The sequence below is a fragment of the Sporosarcina sp. P26b genome (assembly GCF_002743245.1).
GTDB classification, from domain to species: Bacteria; Bacillota; Bacilli; order Bacillales_A; family Planococcaceae; genus Sporosarcina; species Sporosarcina ureae_C.
The window spans coordinates 17,577-38,309 of sequence record NZ_PDYW01000019.1; the positions used below are offsets into that span (position 1 = coordinate 17,577).

Annotated in this window: 24 protein-coding genes; 1 reads left to right on the forward strand and 23 read right to left on the reverse strand. The window is 42.9% G+C overall.

Annotated elements, in window-relative coordinates; all coding sequences use genetic code 11:
- Positions 1–76: 76 nt before the first annotated feature.
- The 22 genes from recN to CSV69_RS13265 form a co-directional block, all read right to left on the reverse strand.
- On the reverse strand, positions 77–1,777 hold the full coding sequence (gene recN, locus CSV69_RS13165) for a DNA repair protein RecN (protein WP_099693648.1): 1,701 nt from the start codon (positions 1,775–1,777) through the stop codon (positions 77–79).
- Between the two features lie 17 nt (positions 1,778–1,794).
- Entirely contained in the window at positions 1,795–2,244 is a 450-nt protein-coding gene (ahrC, locus tag CSV69_RS13170) for a transcriptional regulator AhrC/ArgR (protein WP_085428934.1), read from the reverse strand.
- A 77-nt stretch (positions 2,245–2,321) separates the two neighbouring features.
- A complete protein-coding gene (locus tag CSV69_RS13175; RefSeq protein ID WP_369823961.1) occupies positions 2,322–3,131 on the reverse strand; it encodes a TlyA family RNA methyltransferase in 810 nt (269 codons plus the stop codon).
- 11 nt (positions 3,132–3,142) lie between these two features.
- Entirely contained in the window at positions 3,143–5,041 is a 1,899-nt protein-coding gene (dxs, locus tag CSV69_RS13180) for a 1-deoxy-D-xylulose-5-phosphate synthase (protein WP_099693666.1), read from the reverse strand.
- Between the two features lie 137 nt (positions 5,042–5,178).
- On the reverse strand, positions 5,179–6,063 hold the full coding sequence (locus CSV69_RS13185; protein WP_099693650.1) for a polyprenyl synthetase family protein: 885 nt from the start codon (positions 6,061–6,063) through the stop codon (positions 5,179–5,181).
- On the reverse strand, positions 6,056–6,298 hold the full coding sequence (locus tag CSV69_RS13190; RefSeq protein ID WP_099625171.1) for an exodeoxyribonuclease VII small subunit: 243 nt from the start codon (positions 6,296–6,298) through the stop codon (positions 6,056–6,058). The genes CSV69_RS13185 and CSV69_RS13190 overlap by 8 nt, the downstream gene beginning before the upstream one ends.
- A gap of 2 nt (positions 6,299–6,300) precedes the next feature.
- Positions 6,301–7,650, reverse strand: a complete 1,350-nt coding sequence (gene xseA, locus CSV69_RS13195) for an exodeoxyribonuclease VII large subunit (RefSeq protein ID WP_099693651.1) — start codon at positions 7,648–7,650, stop codon at positions 6,301–6,303.
- 63 nt (positions 7,651–7,713) lie between these two features.
- Positions 7,714–8,583 carry a bifunctional methylenetetrahydrofolate dehydrogenase/methenyltetrahydrofolate cyclohydrolase FolD gene (gene folD, locus CSV69_RS13200; protein WP_099693652.1) on the reverse strand — a complete coding sequence of 290 codons (870 nt, stop codon included), beginning with the start codon at positions 8,581–8,583 and terminating at the stop codon, positions 7,714–7,716.
- A gap of 77 nt (positions 8,584–8,660) precedes the next feature.
- Positions 8,661–9,035: a transcription antitermination factor NusB gene (gene nusB / locus CSV69_RS13205; RefSeq protein WP_085426107.1), complete on the reverse strand. Its 375-nt coding sequence runs from the start codon at positions 9,033–9,035 to the stop codon at positions 8,661–8,663.
- A 479-nt stretch (positions 9,036–9,514) separates the two neighbouring features.
- Positions 9,515–9,901, reverse strand: a complete 387-nt coding sequence (locus tag CSV69_RS13210; RefSeq protein WP_099625168.1) for an Asp23/Gls24 family envelope stress response protein — start codon at positions 9,899–9,901, stop codon at positions 9,515–9,517.
- A gap of 16 nt (positions 9,902–9,917) precedes the next feature.
- A complete protein-coding gene (accC, locus tag CSV69_RS13215) occupies positions 9,918–11,264 on the reverse strand; it encodes an acetyl-CoA carboxylase biotin carboxylase subunit (protein WP_085426105.1) in 1,347 nt (448 codons plus the stop codon).
- A gap of 13 nt (positions 11,265–11,277) precedes the next feature.
- On the reverse strand, positions 11,278–11,769 hold the full coding sequence (gene accB / locus CSV69_RS13220) for an acetyl-CoA carboxylase biotin carboxyl carrier protein (protein WP_085426104.1): 492 nt from the start codon (positions 11,767–11,769) through the stop codon (positions 11,278–11,280).
- Positions 11,770–12,038: 269 nt separating this feature from the next.
- Complete coding sequence (locus CSV69_RS13225) at positions 12,039–12,590, reverse strand: SpoIIIAH-like family protein (RefSeq protein ID WP_099693653.1); 552 nt, start codon at positions 12,588–12,590, stop codon at positions 12,039–12,041.
- A complete protein-coding gene (locus CSV69_RS13230) occupies positions 12,577–12,999 on the reverse strand; it encodes a hypothetical protein (protein ID WP_085426102.1) in 423 nt (140 codons plus the stop codon). Before CSV69_RS13230 ends, CSV69_RS13225 begins: the two co-directional genes overlap by 14 nt.
- A 64-nt stretch (positions 13,000–13,063) precedes the next feature.
- Positions 13,064–13,231: a hypothetical protein gene (locus CSV69_RS16905; RefSeq protein ID WP_157129904.1), complete on the reverse strand. Its 168-nt coding sequence runs from the start codon at positions 13,229–13,231 to the stop codon at positions 13,064–13,066.
- Between the two features lie 9 nt (positions 13,232–13,240).
- Entirely contained in the window at positions 13,241–14,140 is a 900-nt protein-coding gene (locus CSV69_RS13235; RefSeq protein ID WP_158232677.1) for a stage III sporulation protein AE, read from the reverse strand.
- Between the two features lie 35 nt (positions 14,141–14,175).
- Positions 14,176–14,553, reverse strand: coding sequence for a stage III sporulation AC/AD family protein (locus CSV69_RS13240; RefSeq protein WP_085426100.1), 378 nt, complete (start codon positions 14,551–14,553; stop codon positions 14,176–14,178).
- Complete coding sequence (locus tag CSV69_RS13245; protein ID WP_029054553.1) at positions 14,554–14,763, reverse strand: hypothetical protein; 210 nt, start codon at positions 14,761–14,763, stop codon at positions 14,554–14,556.
- Positions 14,764–15,464: 701 nt separating this feature from the next.
- Positions 15,465–16,022, reverse strand: coding sequence for an elongation factor P (gene efp, locus CSV69_RS13250; RefSeq protein WP_085426098.1), 558 nt, complete (start codon positions 16,020–16,022; stop codon positions 15,465–15,467).
- A 24-nt stretch (positions 16,023–16,046) separates the two neighbouring features.
- On the reverse strand, positions 16,047–17,108 hold the full coding sequence (locus tag CSV69_RS13255; protein ID WP_199170426.1) for a M24 family metallopeptidase: 1,062 nt from the start codon (positions 17,106–17,108) through the stop codon (positions 16,047–16,049).
- Positions 17,102–17,548: a type II 3-dehydroquinate dehydratase gene (gene aroQ, locus CSV69_RS13260; protein ID WP_099693655.1), complete on the reverse strand. Its 447-nt coding sequence runs from the start codon at positions 17,546–17,548 to the stop codon at positions 17,102–17,104. The genes CSV69_RS13255 and aroQ overlap by 7 nt, the downstream gene beginning before the upstream one ends.
- A gap of 70 nt (positions 17,549–17,618) precedes the next feature.
- Positions 17,619–18,044, reverse strand: a complete 426-nt coding sequence (locus CSV69_RS13265; RefSeq protein ID WP_099693656.1) for a hypothetical protein — start codon at positions 18,042–18,044, stop codon at positions 17,619–17,621.
- Between the two features lie 122 nt (positions 18,045–18,166).
- Here CSV69_RS13265 and CSV69_RS13270 point away from each other — a divergent pair, with 122 nt between their 5' ends.
- Complete coding sequence (locus tag CSV69_RS13270; RefSeq protein WP_099693657.1) at positions 18,167–19,156, forward strand: DUF1385 domain-containing protein; 990 nt, start codon at positions 18,167–18,169, stop codon at positions 19,154–19,156.
- Positions 19,157–19,250: 94 nt separating this feature from the next.
- Here CSV69_RS13270 and CSV69_RS13275 read toward each other — a convergent pair whose 3' ends face one another.
- Positions 19,251–20,675 (reverse strand): carbon starvation CstA family protein, encoded by a 1,425-nt coding sequence (locus CSV69_RS13275; RefSeq protein ID WP_099693658.1) that lies wholly within the window; start codon positions 20,673–20,675, stop codon positions 19,251–19,253.
- Between the last annotated feature and the right edge of the window lie 58 nt (positions 20,676–20,733).

A 20,733-nucleotide genomic window follows, 5' to 3' on the forward strand; every position in this document is an offset into this window, starting at 1 on the left:
TGTCCTTTCGTCGGGAAAGTATGAAAGGGTAAAATAAACAGTACCCATTCCCATGGAAAACCTTGTACATTACACTTTATTTACGAAATTCCTGTTTGCGCTGTTCAGCTAATACTAATAATTCTTCTGCATGCTGAAGCGTTAAAGTCGTAATTTCTGCACCAGAAAGCATACGCGATAATTCTTCCGTACGTTCTCTTTGCATAACATCATGAATTGCCGTAGTTGTCCGACCATCATGCACATCTTTTTTAATCAAATAGTGATGATCGGCCATTGCAGCTACCTGTGGTAAATGCGAAATACATAACACTTGTGAATGACTAGAGATCATGGAAATTTTTTCAGCAATGGACTGTGCTACACGTCCGCTCACACCCGTATCCACTTCATCGAAAATAATCGATGTCACACCTTGATGTTGAGAAAAAATGGTTTTTAACGCTAACATCATTCGAGATAATTCGCCACCCGACGCCACTCGTACTAACGGTTTGAGAGGTTCACCCAAGTTCGTGGAAATCATAAACACTACTTCGTCAAATCCATTGGCGTCAAATTGATGCGGTTGTTTTTGACTGATTTGTACTTTGAATGTCGCTTTTTCCATATATAATTGTTTTAGTTGCTCTTCAATCCCTTTTTCGAGAGACAGCGCCGCTTTTTTACGAATAATAGATAATTCGTTCGCTTCAATTTCGAGATCTTCTACGTATTGTGCCAACAATTCCTGATTTTGATGCAATCTTTCGTCACGATTGACAAGTTGATCGAGTGCATCAGCAATCTTATCGCGATAAATCAAAATATCTTCTAACGATTTGCCGTATTTACGCTTCAATGTCAAAAATAATGCCAATCGATCATCGACAAATTCCAATCGATCCGGCCGGAATTCCATGCCATCAATCATTCGTTTTAAATCATGCGAGACATCTTGTAGCGCATAAAATGACGAATTGACCGTTTCAGATATAGTTTTTAGCTCTTCATCAATTGACGCAGCTTCTTCAAGATCACTCATCGAATTACCAACCCAGTCAAGACCGTGCGATTCCAGCGATAATGCTTCATATGACGTGTTCAAGCGATCAAATAGACGGTTAAAGTGCTGGAGCTTCACACGTTCAGACTCCAGTGCTTCTTCTTCGCCGACGATTAAATTAGCCGCGTCGATTTCTTCCAATTGGAACTTGTACAGATCAATTTTTTGTGCGATTTGTTGTTCGTCTTGCGTTTTCGTAGCAATAAGTTGCTGAAGTTTTTTATATTTATCATAAAGTTCGGTATAGGTCGACATAGCTCGCTCAATTGGCTCACCAATAAAGAAATCCAGCAAATGAATATGGCGCTTTTCATTCATCAATTCTTGATTTTCATGCTGTCCGTGAATATCGATTAGCAAAGAACCAATCTCACGCAATATAGCAATCGTTACGAGTTTACCATTGACACGGCAAGCGGATTTCCCGCTAGCACTAATATCTCGACGTAAAATTACAATACCTTCTTCTGTATCGATGCCAAATTCCGTCAATTTCTCTGACACGGCTTTGATATTTTGATCGATAGTGAAAAGTCCTTGAAGCTCAGCTTTTTTTGCACCATGACGAATGAATTCTTGTGATCCACGGCCGCCAGCGAGTAGTTGGACAGCATCGATGATAATTGACTTCCCGGCACCTGTTTCACCGGTCAACACCGTTAATCCGTCGTCAAATGCGATTTCAAGTTGTTCAATAATAGCAAAGTTTTTAATCGAAAGTTCGCTTAACAAAGAAATCCTCACCTCACTTATAGCATTGATAATAGTTTATCTTTTACATACTCTGTTTGAGATTCTTCACGGCAAATGATCAAGCATGTATCGTCGCCGCAAATCGTTCCAAGCATTTCATCCCAGTCCAAGTTGTCGACAAGCGACCCTACTGCCTGCGCATTACCGGGAAGCGTTTTCAGCATGATGAAGTGACTTGCACTATCGATTCCGACAAACGCGTCTTCTAGCATACGCTTCAATTTCTCTTCCGTATTATAACGGTGGATCGGCGGTAGGCTATATTTATAATTCCCTGACGGAGAAGGTACTTTAATCAAGTGCATTTCTTTAATATCACGCGAAACGGTAGCTTGCGTGACATCTGCTCCAGCATCTTTTAGACTTTCGACCAATTGATCCTGTGTCTCAATTTCATGATTTGTAATAATCTCTCTAATACGTAGATGCCGTTGTCCTTTATTCAATTTCATTCACTCCGATCGTCTTGGGTTCATAAACAAAAGTATACTAATCATATAAAAAACGCGCAACTCATTGCGCGTTATGTTAAATCATTATGAGCCTGTTTGACTAAATTTTTAAAGTCATCTGTCGTGAAATCAGTTGTCGCTTTGTCTTCAGCTACTAAATAATACAAGAACTCTATATTGCCTTCTCCACCTGTAACAGGCGAATAGGTAGCCCCTTTTACTGAAAATCCTTCCGCCACCGCCATCTTAGCAATCTTTTCCAAGACTTCAAGATGGATAGCAGGATCACGGACAATCCCTTTTTTACCGACTTTATCTTTACCCGCTTCAAATTGTGGTTTTACGAGCGCCACAACTTGTCCGCCTGGTACAATAATTTTCTTTAGAGCAGGCAAAATTAGTGATAACGAAATGAATGAAACGTCGATTGTCGCAGCTTCCGGCAACCCTTCTGTAAACATATCTACAGTCGCATGACGGAAGTTCTGTCTCTCCATCACGGTCACTTGATCATGCTGTCGGATCTTCCAAGCGAGCTGATTATACCCTACATCTAGCGCGTAACAATGTTTCGCTCCGTTTTGTAGTGCGCAATCTGTAAAGCCGCCTGTCGAAGCACCGATATCGAGAACAATCTTTTCCTTCACGGAAATAGGCAAAGACACCAATGCCTTTTCCAATTTCAAGCCACCACGACTTACATATTTAATCGCAGGACCCTTTACAGTCAATGGCGCATCGACCGCGATTTTTTCTCCTGCTTTTTCAATTCTAGACGTATCAGTGTATACAAGTCCCGCCATGATGGAACGTTTTGCTTGCTCACGTGATTCTGTCAAACCACGCTCCACAAGCAATATATCCACTCTCTCTTTTTTCACAGGTGCACCACTCATACTCTTTCTCTTTCCGCTGCTTGCTTAATAGCCGCTGCAGTTACTTCCGCCACATGATCTGGTGTCATATGGACTTCAATTAATAATTTATCCACACCGCCGTGTTCAATGAATTCATCCGGAATACCGATTCTCTCAAAGATCGTACCTGTATGACCGACTTGTTCTGCATATTCCATTACACCACTGCCGAATCCTCCAGCAAGTACAGCTTCTTCAATCGTAATGATCGGTTTACCTTTCGAAAATAGCTCATCTAGTAAATCCGTATCCATCGGCTTAATGAAACGCGCATTCACAACCGCGACATGTTTGCCTTGTGCTTTTAGTTGTTCAGCCGCAGCGAACGCCATTGGAATTGTAGTTCCAAATGTCAAGATCGTCGCGTCTTCACCTTCTTGCAAAACTTCCCACGTACCAATTGGAATCGTATGAAGCTCTTCATCCATCGGTACACCATAACCATTTCCACGTGGGAAACGAAGAGCGATTGGGCCCTCATCATAATCGATAGCGGTCTTCACCATGTGTTGACCTTCATTCTCGTCTTTTGGCATCATGATGACCAAGTTTGGCAAATGACGCAAGAACGCAATGTCAAATACACCGTGATGTGTTTCTCCATCCGCACCAACAAGTCCCGAACGGTCAATACCTATAAAGACATTGAGCTTCTGACGTGTCACATCATGCAACATTTGATCGTATGCTCGCTGTAAGAATGTCGAATAAATCGCTAGGAACGGTTTCATTCCAGTCGCGGCAAGTCCTGCTGCCATCGTCGTCGCATGTTGCTCGGCAATTCCTACATCGAAGAATCGATCTGGGAATTCTGCAGCGAAAGATTCAAGTTTTGATCCGACAGGCATTGCAGGTGTAATCGCGACAATGCGTCGATCTTCTCTCGCCAATTTACGCACTGTTTCAGAAATCAACGCACTCCAAGCAGGACCTTTTACAGGGGATTTCACAAAATCTCCCGTTTCGATCTTATAAGGCCCCGTACCATGCCATGTACCGATTTTATCTAACTCAGCTGGGCTATACCCTTTACCTTTTTTCGTAATCACATGAAGTAATACCGGTCCTTCCATTTTCTTCGCATATTGAAGAGAACGCTCCAATTCCACAAAGTCATGGCCATCAATCGGTCCTAAATACGTGAATCCAAGCTCCTCAAAGAAGACTCCGTTAACTACCAAATATTTCAAACTGTCTTTCACACGTTCCGCAGCTGTCGCGACTCTGCCGCCTACCGCTGGGATTTTACGCAACAAGAATTCCAGTTCGTCTTTGACGTTATTATACTTTCCAGCAGTACGTAATTTTCCAAGTATCGAGTGCAATGCACCAACGTTTGGAGCAATAGACATTTCATTGTCATTTAGAATGACCGTGAGATTCGTCTTTTCGTGACCGATATGGTTCAATGCTTCAAGCGCCATACCGCCAGTCAAAGCTCCATCACCAATGATCGGGATGACAAAACTATTTTCCTTTTTAATATCTCGTGCAACCGCCATTCCCATAGCCGCTGACAAAGATGTTGAACTATGGCCGGTTTCCCATACATCATGTATGCTCTCCGCCATTTTAGGGAATCCGCTCAATCCTTTATATTTTCTAAGAGTATCAAACTCGCCAGCTCGGCCCGTCAGAATTTTATGGACATATGACTGATGTCCTACATCCCATAAAAACTTGTCGGTTGGACTGTCGAATATTTTATGCAATGCAATCGTTAATTCGACAACACCCAGATTCGGCCCGATATGCCCGCCAGTCACCGATAAATTCTCAATCAAAAAATGACGAATATCTGCCGCCAATGCTTCCAATTGTTCTTTATCGAGCTCTTTTATAAAAGATGGATTGGTAATCGTTGTTAGATCCATCATGATCACACACCTTCATCTAGTAAGTAGGTCTTTCCATTCGTACGCGCTATTTATTGTTCATCAAATCAAGTAGCTGTAGTTTGTTTCTACATTATAACAGTAACAACGTACGACACAAATATAACGGTTTCAAATTACATATTTCGCTCAATGATGTAATCCGCTAACAAACGCAAAACTGACTCTTCTAATCCAATAGACTGTAACGCATCTAGGGCTTCTTCATGACGCGCTTTTAATTGTTCACGCGCTCCGTCTAGTCCAAGTAATGAAGGATACGTCGACTTTTCGCTTGATGTATCACTATTTGCCGGCTTACCTAATTGCTCGGTCGTAGCGGTAACATCCAAAATATCATCTTGTATTTGGAAAGCTAATCCAATGTTGCGAGAAAAACGGTTAAGTTGCTCGCGTTGTTCTGCTGAAGCTTGTGCTAGTACAGCGCCTGCTTCAATACAGTATGAGAGTAATGCGCCTGTTTTATGAATATGAACTTCCTCTAATTCAGCTAAAGGTAATAATTGATGTTCACCTTTCATGTCAAGGACCTGTCCTTTGACCATCCCTTGTGCACCTGAAGCTTTCGCGAGTAACCCAACGAGTTCAATCGCAGCAGAAGGTGGTGTTTCACGAAGGTCCGCGAGCGCCTGAAATGCCATTGCTTGCATAGCGTCTCCAGAAAGTGTCGCCACATCTTCTCCATACACTTTATGGTTCGTAGGTTTTCCTCTTCTGAAATCATCGTCATCCATGCAAGGTAGATCATCATGGATCAATGAATATGTATGTATCAATTCGACAGAAGTTGCCACTTTCAATGCATCTGCCGAATCTTTATTCAGATCATGTAACACAGCCATAACGAGTAAAGGACGAATACGCTTCCCGCCCGCAGCGATGGAATACGTCATGGACTCGTGCAAAGCAGCTGGAATATCAGGCTTCGTTAATTGATTCGTTAATTCCCGTTCAATTTCCGGAATCATTTTATCGACAAAAGCTTGTAGTTTCTCATTCATTCGGCTCACCTGCTGTCGGATCAAATGAAGATTCATTACCCTCTTGATCAATCATGCGAATCAATTGTTTTTCTGCATTTTGTAATTTTTTCTGGCAATAGGCGGAGAGCTCCATCCCTTGTTTATACAATGTGATCGTATCATCCAAAGGCGCTTCTCCAGCCTCCAACTTCTGTACAATTTCTTCTAACTGGTGCATTGCCTGCTCGAATTGCATTTCTTTATCTTCTGCCATCCTTACTCGACCTCCTTTGGAATGATTTCTTTTACAATAGTAGAAATGGATCCGTCCGCCAATTGAAGCGTTACGTGATCACCGCTCACTACATCTTGAACGGATTTAATCACTTCATCATCTTTATAACCGATCGAAAAGCCTCTTTCCATCACTTGTAATGGATTCAGGGCTTGCATCATGCGCATCAATGACACAAAATGCTGCTGACGTTGTGTAATTGTTTGCTGTGCTGCACGGTTCAAACGCATGTCCAATTGTTTTGTCTGTTGCTGTTCAAGCTGGATGCGTCGAATGGGTGTGTAGTACTGAAAACCCGCATATAAGCCATCAAAATTCATCCGTTTCCCTTGGACGATGGCGACACTGCTACGATGCAATCGATCTTCAAGGCCATCAATTTTCTCGATAAACGGTCGATATAGCCGATCCGGATATTGAAGTGGATAGGCAGCTTGGGCTGTTTCTAACCGCTTATTCAACTGCTTAATCAATGTTTGTGCAGCCATATAGATGGACCGCTGTTGATTTTTCAGATGTTGGAATAATTGGAGTTGGTCCGGAACGGCCATCTCAGCTGCTGCAGTCGGCGTAGGAGCACGTAAATCCGCAACAAAATCTGCAATTGTCGTATCCGTTTCGTGTCCTACTGCACTGATGATCGGAATGCGACTGGAGAAAATAGCACGCGCCACATCTTCTTCGTTAAATGCCCATAAGTCTTCTATAGAGCCACCGCCCCGCCCCACAATCAACACATCCACGTTCGCCATGCGATTCGCTTGTTCAATTGCTTTGACAATCGAAGGGACTGCGGTACGACCTTGCACAAGAGCTGGGAATAAGTGCATCTCCGCCATTGGAAAGCGTCGATTGATCGTCGAGTACATATCACGTAATGCAGCACCCGATTCAGCAGTAATAATACCGATTCGTTGAGGTACTTGCGGAATAGGTTGCTTGAATCGTTGTTCAAACAATCCTTCTTGCTGAAGCTTCTTTTTCAACTGTTCAAAAGCTAGGTACAGCGCCCCGATACCGTCTGGCTCCATCGTTTGTACATAGAGCTGATACGATCCTGCCGTTTCAAACACCGTCACATCTCCTGTGATCAGTACATTCATACCATTTTCAGGCTTAAATTGAAGTGTATTGGAACGAGAACGGAACATGGCCGCCTGGATTCTCGTCTTATCGTCTTTCAACGTAAAGTAAATATGGCCGGACGGATGCAATTTAACGTTCGACAATTCACCTTTTACATAAACATTTCGCAAATGAGGATCTGCGTCAAATTTACGTTTGACATATTTCGTTAGCGCTTGAACGGTTAAAAAAGTTTGATTGGACATGTTTCCGTCACCTGCCCTTTTATGTATAGAGAGGCGCTCATGAAGAGCGTCTCTCGTTTAGAATTACTTATTTTGCGTACGTGCCTTTAATTTATTCTCCGCACTTTCGACAGTATTTTTCAATAGCATCGTAATCGTCATCGGACCTACTCCACCTGGTACCGGTGTAATAGCGCTCGCTTGCTTCTCTGCTGATTCATAATCAACGTCCCCACATAGCTTACCGTTTTCATCACGGTTCATACCGACGTCAATAACCACTGCGCCTTCTTTGATATAATCACCTGTAATGAATTTAGCCATGCCAATAGCGACAATTAAAATATCCGCTTGTAACGTAAATTTCTTCAGATCTTCTGTACGGGAATGGCAATACGTAACCGTTGCATCTTTTTGCAACAGTAGTTGTCCCATCGGCTTCCCTACAATATTACTTCTACCAATAATCACCGCGTGTTTGCCCGCAATATCTACGTTTGATCGTTCAAGCAACTGCATGATGCCGTATGGAGTACATGGCAAAAACGTTTCTTGACCAATCAACATTTTACCGACATTCATCGGATGGAATCCGTCGACGTCTTTTTCAGGACTGATCGCGCGGATGACTTTGTTTTCGTCAATATGCTTAGGCAACGGCAATTGCACCAAAATACCATCAATCGTATCGTCTTGGTTGAGTTTTTCCACTTCAGCTAACAGTTCTTCTTCTGACACGGTGTCGGGCAATTTAGTAAGCACGGATTTCATACCGGCTTCCTTGCTAGATTTTTCTTTGTTTCTCACGTAAGTTTCAGATGCCGGATTTTCTCCAACTAAAATAACAGCTAGACCAGGTTGAACCCCTTGTGCTACTAAAGAAGCGACTTCTTCTTTTAGTTCATTTCGGATTTCTTGTCCTATTGCTTTTCCATCAATCTTTTTACTAGACATGATTTTCCCACCAAACTTTTTTATTTGTATTGAAAGTTGATCGAGCTCAAGCTTGCTACTAGTAGTGACGATTTTGGTTACTTAAATTTAGAAAGTACCCCATTAACAAAACGGCCCGACTTTTCGTCACCGAACGTCTTACATAGCTCAATCGCTTCGTTCATGATGACCCGATTCGGAACTTCTTCATTATGAAGCAGTTCATAGACAGCCAATCGTAACACTGTACGTTCGATCTTCGGCAATCTATCGATGGTCCAGTTTTCCAATTTATTTGTGATTTCACTGTCGATTTCTGTCAAATGTTCCGCTGTACCTCGAACTAGTTGTTCGTAGAATGAATCCAGTGGTGTTTCCACGATATAACCTATCGCTTCGTCCACGTTCATCTCACTATTGTCCAGCTGAAACAGTGTTTGAATTGCTTTTTCACGTGCTTCTCGTCGTTTCATAATCGTTATCTCCTCTACCGCTCATCTTCAAAACCTAATGATAGCACAAAAGGCAGGAAAAGAACTAGTAGAATCCAGCGATTTTATGTCACCAGTTTGCATTTTTGGTCAAGTTGTTCATAAATTTCATTGACGTAGCATAGTGGTTACGGTTGAAGGCAACATGGATCGACGTTCTAGGCGGACGATTTCCTATGGGCTTGCGGTGAAGACCAATAAACGGATTCGCTCTTAGATTCGATTAAGTGCTCATAGAACACTCTTGACCGCTCTATAGCAAGTGCTGAGTGCTCTATTACGGTCGGCAAGCGCTCATAAGATTCGCTGGAGTGATCATAGACAACATTCAACCGCTCATAGCCCGCCACATCTCCTGCCTATAAAACTAAAAAACTACAACCACCACAAAAAAACCGAAGACAACCCCCACGATCAGTAGGAGGTTTGTCTTCAGTTATAATTTCATTCAAAAAAACCGTTCAGTCTTCGAAATGAATGCCTGTTATATGGACATTTACCTCATGCGTCTGAAGCGAAGTCATATGATAAATCGCTTGGCGGATTTCACTTTGAATTTCCGTAGCAATCGTAGGGATGGAATGGCCATACTCGATAATGCAATACACATCGATTTTTAGTCCTTCGTCTGCCCATTCGGTCTTTACACCTTTACCGTACATTACCTTACCCAACTTTTCCGCAACGCCTGTCGCAAAATTTCCTTGGGTGGCAATTACGCCACGCACTTCTGACGTCGCGATGCCAATGATGACTTCGAGTACTTCAGGTGCGAGTTGGACTCGTCCGAGTGCAGCATCTCCAGACGGTGTCATTCCGACAAACGATGCATTTGTTTTATCAGCCATTACACTTCTCCTCCAATTATTTCATGACGTCGTACTTTTCTAAGAACTTTGTATCAAAATCACCCGACTGGAAGATTTCATTATCCATTACATTCGCGTGGAAAGGAATCGTTGTATGGACGCCTTCTACTACGAATTCATCCAATGCACGTTTCATCCGAGCGACCGCTTGCTCACGCGTATCCGCATGAACGATCAGTTTTGCGACCATTGAGTCGTAAAACGGAGGAATCGTGTAGCCTGGGTATACTGCTGAATCCACACGTACACCAAAGCCGCCTGGTGGTAAGTACATCGTTACTTTACCAGGAGATGGCATGAAATTCTTTTCAGGATTTTCTGCGTTGATCCGGCATTCAATTGACCAGCCATTGAATTTAATATCTTCTTGTTTAAATGCTAATTCTTCGCCTGAAGCTACTTTTAGCTGTTGTTGAATTAAATCGATTCCCGTGATCATTTCTGTTACAGGATGCTCGACTTGAATTCGTGTATTCATTTCCATGAAGTAGAACTTTTGATTAATATGATCAAAAATAAATTCTACAGTACCCGCACCACGATAGTTACAAGCTTTAGCTGCTTTAACAGCCGCTTCACCCATTTCAGCACGCATTTCAGGAGTCAACGCAGGAGATGGAGCTTCCTCGACAAGTTTTTGCATACGGCGTTGTATAGAACAATCACGCTCACCTAAGTGAATCGCATTGCCATACTTGTCTGCAAGTACTTGTACTTCTACGTGACGGAATACTTCGATATATTTCTCGATATAAACGCCTGGGTTACCGAAAGCCGCAGCCGCTTCTTTTTGTGTGATTTTAACGCCTTTGACTAGCTCGTCTTCATCACGTGCCACACGAATTCCTTTACCGCCACCACCAGCTGTTGCTTTGATGATTACTGGGAATCCAAGACCTCTTGCGATTTCAAGTGCATGATCTGCGTCGTCCACGATGCCGTCAGAACCAGGAACAATCGGAACACCTGCAGACGCCATTGTATTACGCGCTACATCTTTTGTTCCCATTTTCGAAATCGCTGCCGCTGTTGGCCCAATGAATTCAATATTTACTTCTTCGCATAGTTCTGCGAAGCTTGCGTTCTCTGCAAGGAAGCCATAACCAGGATGGATTCCGTCACAGTCCGTTGCTTTTGCAGCACTGATCACGTTTGAGAAGTTTAAATAGCTGTCTGTTGATAGACGTGGTCCGATACAAACTGCTTCATCTGCCAGTTGAACGTGTAGCGCCTCTGCATCTGCTTCAGAATAGACAGCAACAGTTTTGATACCCATTTCTTTACATGCACGAATAATCCGTACTGCGATTTCTCCACGGTTTGCAATTAAAACTTTTTTCATTAGTTACTCCTCCTTAGTTTTCTCTAACAAGGAATAAAGGTTGTCCGTATTCCACTAGTTGACCGTCTTGCACTAAGATTTCAACGATTTCACCAGATACTTCTGATTCGATTTCGTTGAATAATTTCATTGCTTCTACGATACAAACGATGGATTCAGCTGTAACTTTATCACCTTTTTTAACGTATGCTTCTGCGTCAGGTGATGCAGCTTGATAGTATGTTCCAACCATTGGAGATGTAATTTTGTGTAATGTTTCGTCTGCCGCTACTTCAGCTGCTGGCGCTTCAGGTGCTGGAGCCGGAGTTGGAGCTGCTACCGCTACAGGTGCTGCTGGAGCTTGAACTGGAGCCGGTGCTGCAGGTGCTTCAGTAACCGTTGTTACGGCTTGTCCATCATTTTTCTCTAGTTTAATTTTCCCTCCATCTGATTCAAATGTGAACTTTTGGATGGATGATTGATCAATTAACTTAATAATTTCGCGGATTTCTTGAATTTTCAACATAACTGATTCTCCTAACTAATTTTTCTACCTATCGTATACTATGATAGACGTTTTACCGCAATTATGGAATAGCTAAAACACAAATTATTCTATTATTCTTGAAAAATACAGTTTAGTTTCCAAATTTTATGACTATTAAACTAAAATCGTGTCGATGCGTTATCAATTGTCGAATAAACGGTTTACCCATATACTGAAAATAGAAAATTATATGAGTTCGGGATTTTTGCAGACACAAAAAAGGAAGCCGCATGGACTTCCTTTTATCATTATTCTTTCGTTTCCGCGAAATCTACTTTTACAGTTTGTGCGCCATCCCAACTCGACATCACATACTGTGTGATTTCATCAGCCATTTTCGGTGAGTGACTTTCATTCGATAACACTGTCACGTTGACGCGATCACCCTCTCCGCGTACAAACACCTCTGGGTAACCAAGCGCTGCAATTTGCATCTCCATCAACGCTTCTGTCGAACTTATTTTCCTTAAATCTGCAATTTCATTGAAAATTTCATTTTTCTCTTCAGCAGAGAAGTCAGAGGACGTCATTTTTTCTGTCAACTGCTGCACGGTTTCGCTGCGTTCATTGCGAACCTCCATGCGCATATCCTGGAAAATATACGATTCAGCAAATACCGGCTTTACTTCTTCCGACTTGCCTTCCTTTTCGAGTAACTTCGTTGCGTCCTTTGTTTCTTTCGTGAAGATTGCAATTCCATCAAATGGCATTGGAGATTCATTCTTCACGTAGTAGATTGAAATCACTGCGACTAGACTGAGTAATGTTAAAAACCAAACTGTTCGTTTATTGGCTTTCATGTTGATTCCCCCTTTTCTTCATTTCCACGATGACGATACGATGTTCAGGCAATTGTAGGACGTTGGCTAAGAGTTGTGAAAGTCCGTTTCGTACAGCTGGATCTTCTGCCCCTTCCGCTACGACAAGCAACCCCTGTAGTGGCGATTGGTTTTTCGAAGCGGATGAAACTGAGAAGTAATTAGCTAACGGGCTCTCTTCTTCTTTTTCATCATAATGAAAATAAACCGTCACTTTCCCTAGCCCTTCCATTTGTTCAAGTGTTTCTTCAAGTGTTGACAGCATGCGTTTCTCTTCTTTTTTCTGTTTCTCCCCTCCTACATTCGCCGTACTGGTGATGTATAAAACGCTAACCACCATAACCATCAAACCGATCATGATCAATCGGGGTTTCCCTGTGGGCTTTTCCATAGTTCCATCACCATCTCAACGAGACTTGACCAAAACGAATTCTACATTTGCATAATATGTAGCGTCACAGTAACTTATGACTTGCGAACTGTAGAAAATATTGCAAAATCCAAATGCCGATCGCTACTTTACACAAAGGAATAATCATTCTTTCCATCTCTTGGCTAGCTAGCAGCTGAATAATCAGAGCAAGCACTACCAAGTTTGCTAGACCCACTAAAAATACTTCCATACACTTGCCTCATTTCCCGAACGTCATGAGTTTAATGAACGTCACAATGAAAATCGTCGTATAGATGAAAGCGAATGTCAGCAAAAACGAAATGGCACATAACACAAACAACGTACGACCAATATCATCCAGTAACCCACATACTTCTTTTTGTGAAAACGGTTCGATAATTGCTGCGGTCCATCTAAATAAGAACGCAATACAAAGAATTCGCACCGCCGGCAATAGCGCAATCGTCCAAATCGATACAAGTAGCCAGACACTCATGTACGCCGTCGCACCGGAAGAATAACGCCCGATCGATCCCAGCGTATCCGTCAACAGCGAACCGATGACGGGAATATTCTGCTTGATCAACTCCTTCAGCGGTTCATTCAATGCCCCATTCATCGTCCAAGAAAGCGCACCACCTGCCGTAATGAAGATGGAATAGGCTGCCACCATCGCAGAAACGACTGCAAGCAATGACGTACGCAGTAGATCTGCCATTTTCGTGAACGGAATCTCCGGCACCAATCGCGTGAAGATATCGAACAATAGCGCCGTCAGCAATATTGGCAACAGAAACTTATCCGCAAAAACGACAGCTCCTTGCGCAAACAACAGCAAGGCGGGTTGAAAATTCAAGACGCCAAACGTCGCGCCGGATGCCAAAATCATTGCAGCAATTAACGGATACATCCCGAGGAATAAAGAAGCGATCGTATGCGTGATCACCTGGATCTGCGTAAAACTCTCCCTCGCTGGTTCAATTAGCAAGACCAAGATCATAATCAGCAACAGAAACCTCGTCCATTTTTGAAACGCCGGAAGAAAGAAATCGACGAGAGATGCTAGGAGCAACATGATGAGCAACAAGAAAAATGGTCCGATGATACCGGCGATACTTTCCTGCAGAAAATTCAGCATAGATGCCTCGTCCATTCAGTATTGTAAGGATTCGTTCACCAGGGAATGAACGCGTGAATCGTCTCGATCAATTGCGTGATATACGGTAGCCACAACGTCATGATGACTACTTTCATGCTAGTCTGAAACAACTGCGCAAATGCCCCGTACCCTTCATCCTTCATCTGAAGCGACAGAACTTCTGCCACATAATACAGACCTGCACTGACTACTAATAGCGTGGCATAAGGCGACGGCATTTTTTCTGTTAACTCGATCAATGTCGAACCAAAGGGCACTAGTACCGTGAACACCACATACACCGTGACGAGTAAGAACAGCGCGGTGTACAGAATGGGGTGCAAGGCAGGTGCAGCAAATGAAAGTAGAAGCAGCAAGAGATACACGACAAATAATTGAAAGAGAACTGCCATTTACATCGCCATGGATAGCCAGCTAAAGAATTCCGTGATCTCCGTGAAGAATATTCTGAGGAACATCAATAGCTCGATCGAGATGTACAGATAGGCCAAGAAAAACAGGAAAAACGAGAATTCTTTCTTGCCTGTTTGCTCGAAAAATACGTGCAATACCCCAATCACCAATCCGACGCCGGCGATGCGCAATAAATCATTCAGTTCCATCCCGCTACGCCTCCTCCATAGTCCACTCTATGAAACATGGTTGTTGGATATGCAAAAGTATAAAAGTTTAGGTGTCATTATTGATTGAAAGAATTAGGAGAAGTTTGTGTTGGGGTTGGGATTGGCGCTACGGAGGGGACGCTTTCCGGAGGGCGGGCGGTGAACCACACCGCTCGCTACGCTCACAAGGTGTTTCACCTGTCCCGCTGATCCTCCCGGAGTCGCCCCTCCTTCGCGCCAATCCCTTGCAATGCGAGTGGGTGATACTTTTTTAGTCATTAAAGTAAGTGTTGTAATCCATTTTGAACTTCAGTACATTAATTAAAATAAGTTAAAACAAACAATAATTCACATACTGCCTACAGTGAGTTATATAAGTACTACCACTATCAAAGTAGGATGGAAGCGGAAGCTGGCGGCGAAGTGCAAAGATGTGCTCCTAACGCTTCGCTTTTACTCGCAAAAGCCGTTCTTCGTTACGGCTCTTCCCGCGGGATCAGCCTGATCAGGTGAGACAACTAAAGGAACGCAGCGACTAGTTGGCTCACCGCAGGCCCATGGGAAAGCGTCCGCCAGCTGGAGCTTCCATCCCCTCGCACTCTCAAATTCACTCACTATTCACAAGCACTTTAGAATTTCAATTTATTTCCACGCAAAAAAGGATGCCCCATTCCTGGGACATCCTCGTTTTACCTATTTACTTACGCGCGGGAAACGTATTCCGCTTCTTCTGTGTTGATAATCAACATATCGCCTTGGTTAACGAAGAATGGCACTTGAACCACAACGCCAGTTTCCATTTTCGCTGGCTTCGAACCACCACTAGCTGTGTCACCTTTAATACCAGGCTCTGTTTCAGCTACTTCAAGCGTAACTGTCACTGGCAACTCAACACCAAGTACTTCTTCTTTGTACGTAATCACGTGAACTTCCATATTCTCTTTCAAGAACTTCAGCTCATACTCCAACTGCTTTTCAGAAAGTTCGATTTGCTCGTATGACTCATTATCCATGAATACGTGCATCTCGCCATCCGCATACAAATACTGCATACGACGGTTGTCAATTTGTGCTTTTGCTACTTTTTCTCCAGCACGGAATGTCTTTTCATTGACGTTACCTGAGCGAAGATTACGCAACTTCGAACGAACGAACGCTGCACCTTTACCTGGTTTTACGTGTTGGAAATCCATTACACGCCAAATGTCTCCATCCACTTCAATTGTTAATCCTGTACGAAACTCGTTTACTGAAATCATTCGTATTCCTCCATTTTTAACCGATTATAATATAAGCAGTTCTTTAGTAGACTTTGTCAAACGTTCGTTACCTGTTTCTGTGATCAGTATATCATCTTCGATCCGCACGCCGCCAATTCCAGGAAGATAAATTCCCGGTTCCACGGTTACGGCCATATTCGGCACAAGCACTGTATTCGAACGGAATGATAACGATGGAGCTTCGTGGACTTCCATTCCGATACCATGACCAGTTGAATGACCGAATGCTTCGCCGTAACCTTTGGACTTAATATAGTCGCGTGTAATTGCATCGGCTTCGATACCTGTCATACCAGGTTTGATCTGTTCCACACCCAATTCTTGAGCATGTAACGTTACCTCGTAAATTTCACGAAGTTTAGCAGAAGGTTCGCCGATCGCAACTGTTCTTGTGATGTCAGAGATATACCCATTATAGAGGGCACCGTAATCCATTGTAACTAAATCACCAGTCTCAATCACTTTATCAGAAGCAACCCCATGTGGTAAAGCCCCTCTTTCGCCTGAAGCAACAATTATGTCAAATGATGAAGAAGTCGCGCCTTGTTTGCGCATGAAGAATTCTAGTTCATTGGCGATTTCAAGCTCTGTTTTACCCGCTTGGATGACTGAACAAATATAGACAAATGCTGCGTCTGCAATCGCTGCCGCTTGCTTGAGCACTTCTATTTCTTCAGGATTTTTAATCAATCGCAACTTCTCTACTAATCCAGCGACAGGCACTAGTTTTGCCTCAACTTGCTTCTCATACATCTCAAACTGGCTATAACTAAGGTCTTCTTTCTCGAAGCCCAGTGTATCGATTTTCATTTCTTTCACTTGATTCGCAACTTCGTGAATCATCGTTTCCGTGTGTTGGACGATTCGATACCCTGTTAGTTGGTCATTGGCCTGCGCCATATAACGGAAATCTGTAATGAATACTGCGTCATCTTTTGAAATGATGGCAGTTCCCGCTGATCCCGTGAAATCGGTCATATAACGAAGGTTGTATGAGTTCGTGATGAATAATGCATCGAGTTGCTGTTCTTCCAATAACTTTCTTAATTTCTCTATTTTCAAGATTTTCTCTCCTCTCGTTGTAACAAGAACGCTTGGAAAGCGAGATCATAGCCCGCGGTTCCAAAGCCGCAAAGCTGTCCTGCCGCGACAGGCGCAATGACAGAGGTGTGCCGAAACTCTTCACGAGTATGTATATTCGAGATATGAACTTCAATTACTGGAACAGAAATCGATGCGATCGCGTCACGCAGCGCAATGCTGTAATGTGTAAACGCGCCCGGATTAAAGATGATGCCATCAATTTCTTGATCGCCTGCATCGTGAATTCGATTGATTAGCTCACCTTCAATATTGGATTGGAAACACGTAAGCGTAACATCTGACTCATTCGCTAGACGCTCGATTCGGCTTTCTATATCCGCTAATGTTTCCGCACCGTAAATATCCGGTTCTCTCTTGCCCAGCCGGTTTAAGTTTGGACCATTTAAGAGTAACAGCTCCACTTAATCCCCTCCCACTCATTTTTCTTTCCTATTTTAGCACAATGAGGTAGCGGGACAAACTAATACCGTTCTAACCAAATGTTTTTTTCATGTAGACAGACGTTCCTATCACGAAACGGAAGATCATCGCAAACAGACAAGCAAACGGAATCGATATTTTTTTAATGAACTGTGTCATCGTCAAATCCGCTTTTACGTGAATCATCCATTCAATAAAAATAATCGCAATGACCGTGACGATTAATGAAGACACCGAGGGCGGAATCTTGAACGTTAGACGTGCGAGATAGTATAAAATGAAAAATAGCAAAAAGCAGATTGCCCACAATATGATCCATTTAAGCCAACTAGGATAGGTTGCAAACATATGAAATTTCTTAGTCCAGCCGATTGGCGACCATTTTATAAATTTAAATACTTTAAGGAATTTTAACGAGACGATAGCTAGTACAGCCGCCATGACAGCTGTCCAAACATGTGTTGATGTAATTTTCATGACAATACCTCCCCTTCCAGTGTCGGGTTATTTACACATTTTTAAACATCTCAATGGTGCAACTTCAGTTTTTTTAGTACAATAGGAATATCGTTTCTTACGACAGAAAGTGTGGGTATGTTATGAGCCAACAGAAAACTCCTCCAGCATACGGAGGTCAAGCACTTATAGAAGGTGTAATGTTCGGTGGAAAGAAGGATACGGTCACTGCAATTCGCCGTAAAGATGATACGATCGAGTACTACCACGTACCGAGAGAATCACATCCTGTTCGTACTAAATTAAAGAAAATCCCTTTAATCCGTGGAATTGTTGCATTGATTGAATCCGCTGGAAATGGTTCCAAGCATTTGACGTTTGCGAGTGATCGTTACGACGTGATGCCTGGCGAAGAAGAAGAGCATGCGAAAGAAGAAGAAACTTCGAAACTTGTGATGATTCTCGGAGTAGCAGCAGTCGGCGTTTTATCATTTATATTTGGTAAATTCGTCTTTACTCTCGTGCCGGTTTTCTTAGCAGAGTTATTCCAATCTGTAGCACCTGGCAAAACGGCGCAAATCATGATTGAAAGTTTCTTCAAGCTATTCTTGTTGCTGACCTATATTGGATTGATTTCACTGACACCGCTTATCAAACGTGTTTTCCAGTATCACGGAGCGGAACACAAAGTCATCAATAACTACGAAAGCAATATGGAAATGACAGTAGAAAACGTTCAATCGCAATCTCGTTTACATTACCGATGCGGTAGTAGTTTCATTTTGTTTACAGTGATTGTCGGAATGTTCATCTACTTCCTAGTTCCGACTGATCCGCTTTGGTTACGTGTTCTGAACCGGATTTTATTGATTCCTGTAGTGCTTGGTGTATCATTTGAAGTATTGCAGTTGACGAATGCGGTGCGTAACGTGCCGGTACTTCGTTATCTAGGCTATCCTGGACTTTGGTTGCAATTACTGACAACAAAAGAGCCAGATGACAAGCAAGTCGAAGTTGCCATTGCTTCATTCGAAAAGTTACTTGAAGTCGAAGAGCATGGAGTCGGAGTGCTAAACCCTGAAGTTGCTGTAGAAGTAGAAGAAGCAAATGAGCCAAAACCTCTTCTTTCATAAGTGAAAACGAGCCCCGAATGCGTTATGCATTTGAGGCTTTGTCTAGTTAAAACACAAAAAGGACTCTTAGCACGAATGCTGAGAGTCCTTTTCGTTATTCACTTACAAACGCTGGTAGTCGTTTGGATTCGATTACTTTCAGTACATAAAACACCCCAATCGCAACGGATACTATGATTCCCGTACTTACTGATAAACCGTAACCTAAGTGCAGTCCTTCAGGGGCATACATCCAGTACGTCACGACAACTGCGGTCATGAACATCGCAGGAATACCTGCAATCCAATGAGACCGTTTCCCTCTTATTAAGTAGGAAGTGGCGGTCCAAAGCATAACGGCTGCCACTAACTGGTTTGTTCCGCCTACATAACGCCATAAGAAGGAGTAATCAATAGTAGAAAGATAGAACATCGGAACACCCAACAACAGTGTAGAAGCAAGAATGACCCACTTTTTATCGGGATTGAACCATTTGGAAGTCGCTTCCGTAAAGATCATACGCGCTGAACGTAGTGCTGTATCGCCTGTTGTAATCGGTAAAATGATAACACCTAATATAGCTAATAATCCTCCAAATGAACCGAGCAAAGTACTAGAGATTTCATTGACCGCACCTGCTGGACCACCTGCAGCCAACGCGCCTTGTAATCCGGACGTGCCCCCAAAGAACGTCATACCTGCCGCAGCCCACACCATCGCAATAACGCCTTCAGCAATCATCGCACCGTAAAAGACTTTACGCCCTTCCGATTCCTTTTTCATCGTACGTGAAACTATTGGACTCTGTGTACAGTGGAAACCAGAAATGGCCCCGCAAGAAATGGTGACCATTAGTAGCGGCCAAATCGGTAATTCACCTGGATGTAAGTTTTGTAATGTCAGATTCGGTATTTTCTCCGGTCCGAACAATAACGCCCCACCGATCCCGACGGCCATGACGATTAACACTACGCCGAATACCGGATACAAACGTCCAATAATTTTGTTGATAGGCAAAATAGCAGCCAAGACAAAATAACCAAATATTAGTATGAGTGACACGATAAATGATAGCGGTGTAATAGATGAAATAAGTTGAGCAGGCCCTGCTGTAAAAGCGGCTGCTACAAGAACCATTAAGACGATGGAAATAACATTGATGAAGCGCCTTGCGATATCTCCCAAATACTCTCCTACAATTCTAGGGAATTGTGCGCCCCCATGCTTCAAGGACAACATACCCGAGAAATAATCATGCACAGCACCTGCAAAAATACTACCGAACACGATCCAAATAAATGCGACCGGACCGTATGATGCACCTGCAATCGCTCCGAAAATAGGACCTAGCCCTGCAATGTTGAGTAGCTGGATCAGCCAACCTTTCCACCAACTCATCGGTACATAATCCATTCCGTCTTCCTGCGAGTACGCAGGCGTTTTTCTAGCATCATCAATTACAAATGCCTTTTCTACTACTTTTGAATACGTCAGGTAACCTACAATTAACAAGACGATGGATGATAAAAACGTCAGCATGAAACCCCTTCTTTCTCGTCTGCTATGTAATGATCTGATTCTATAATGAATACTCAGA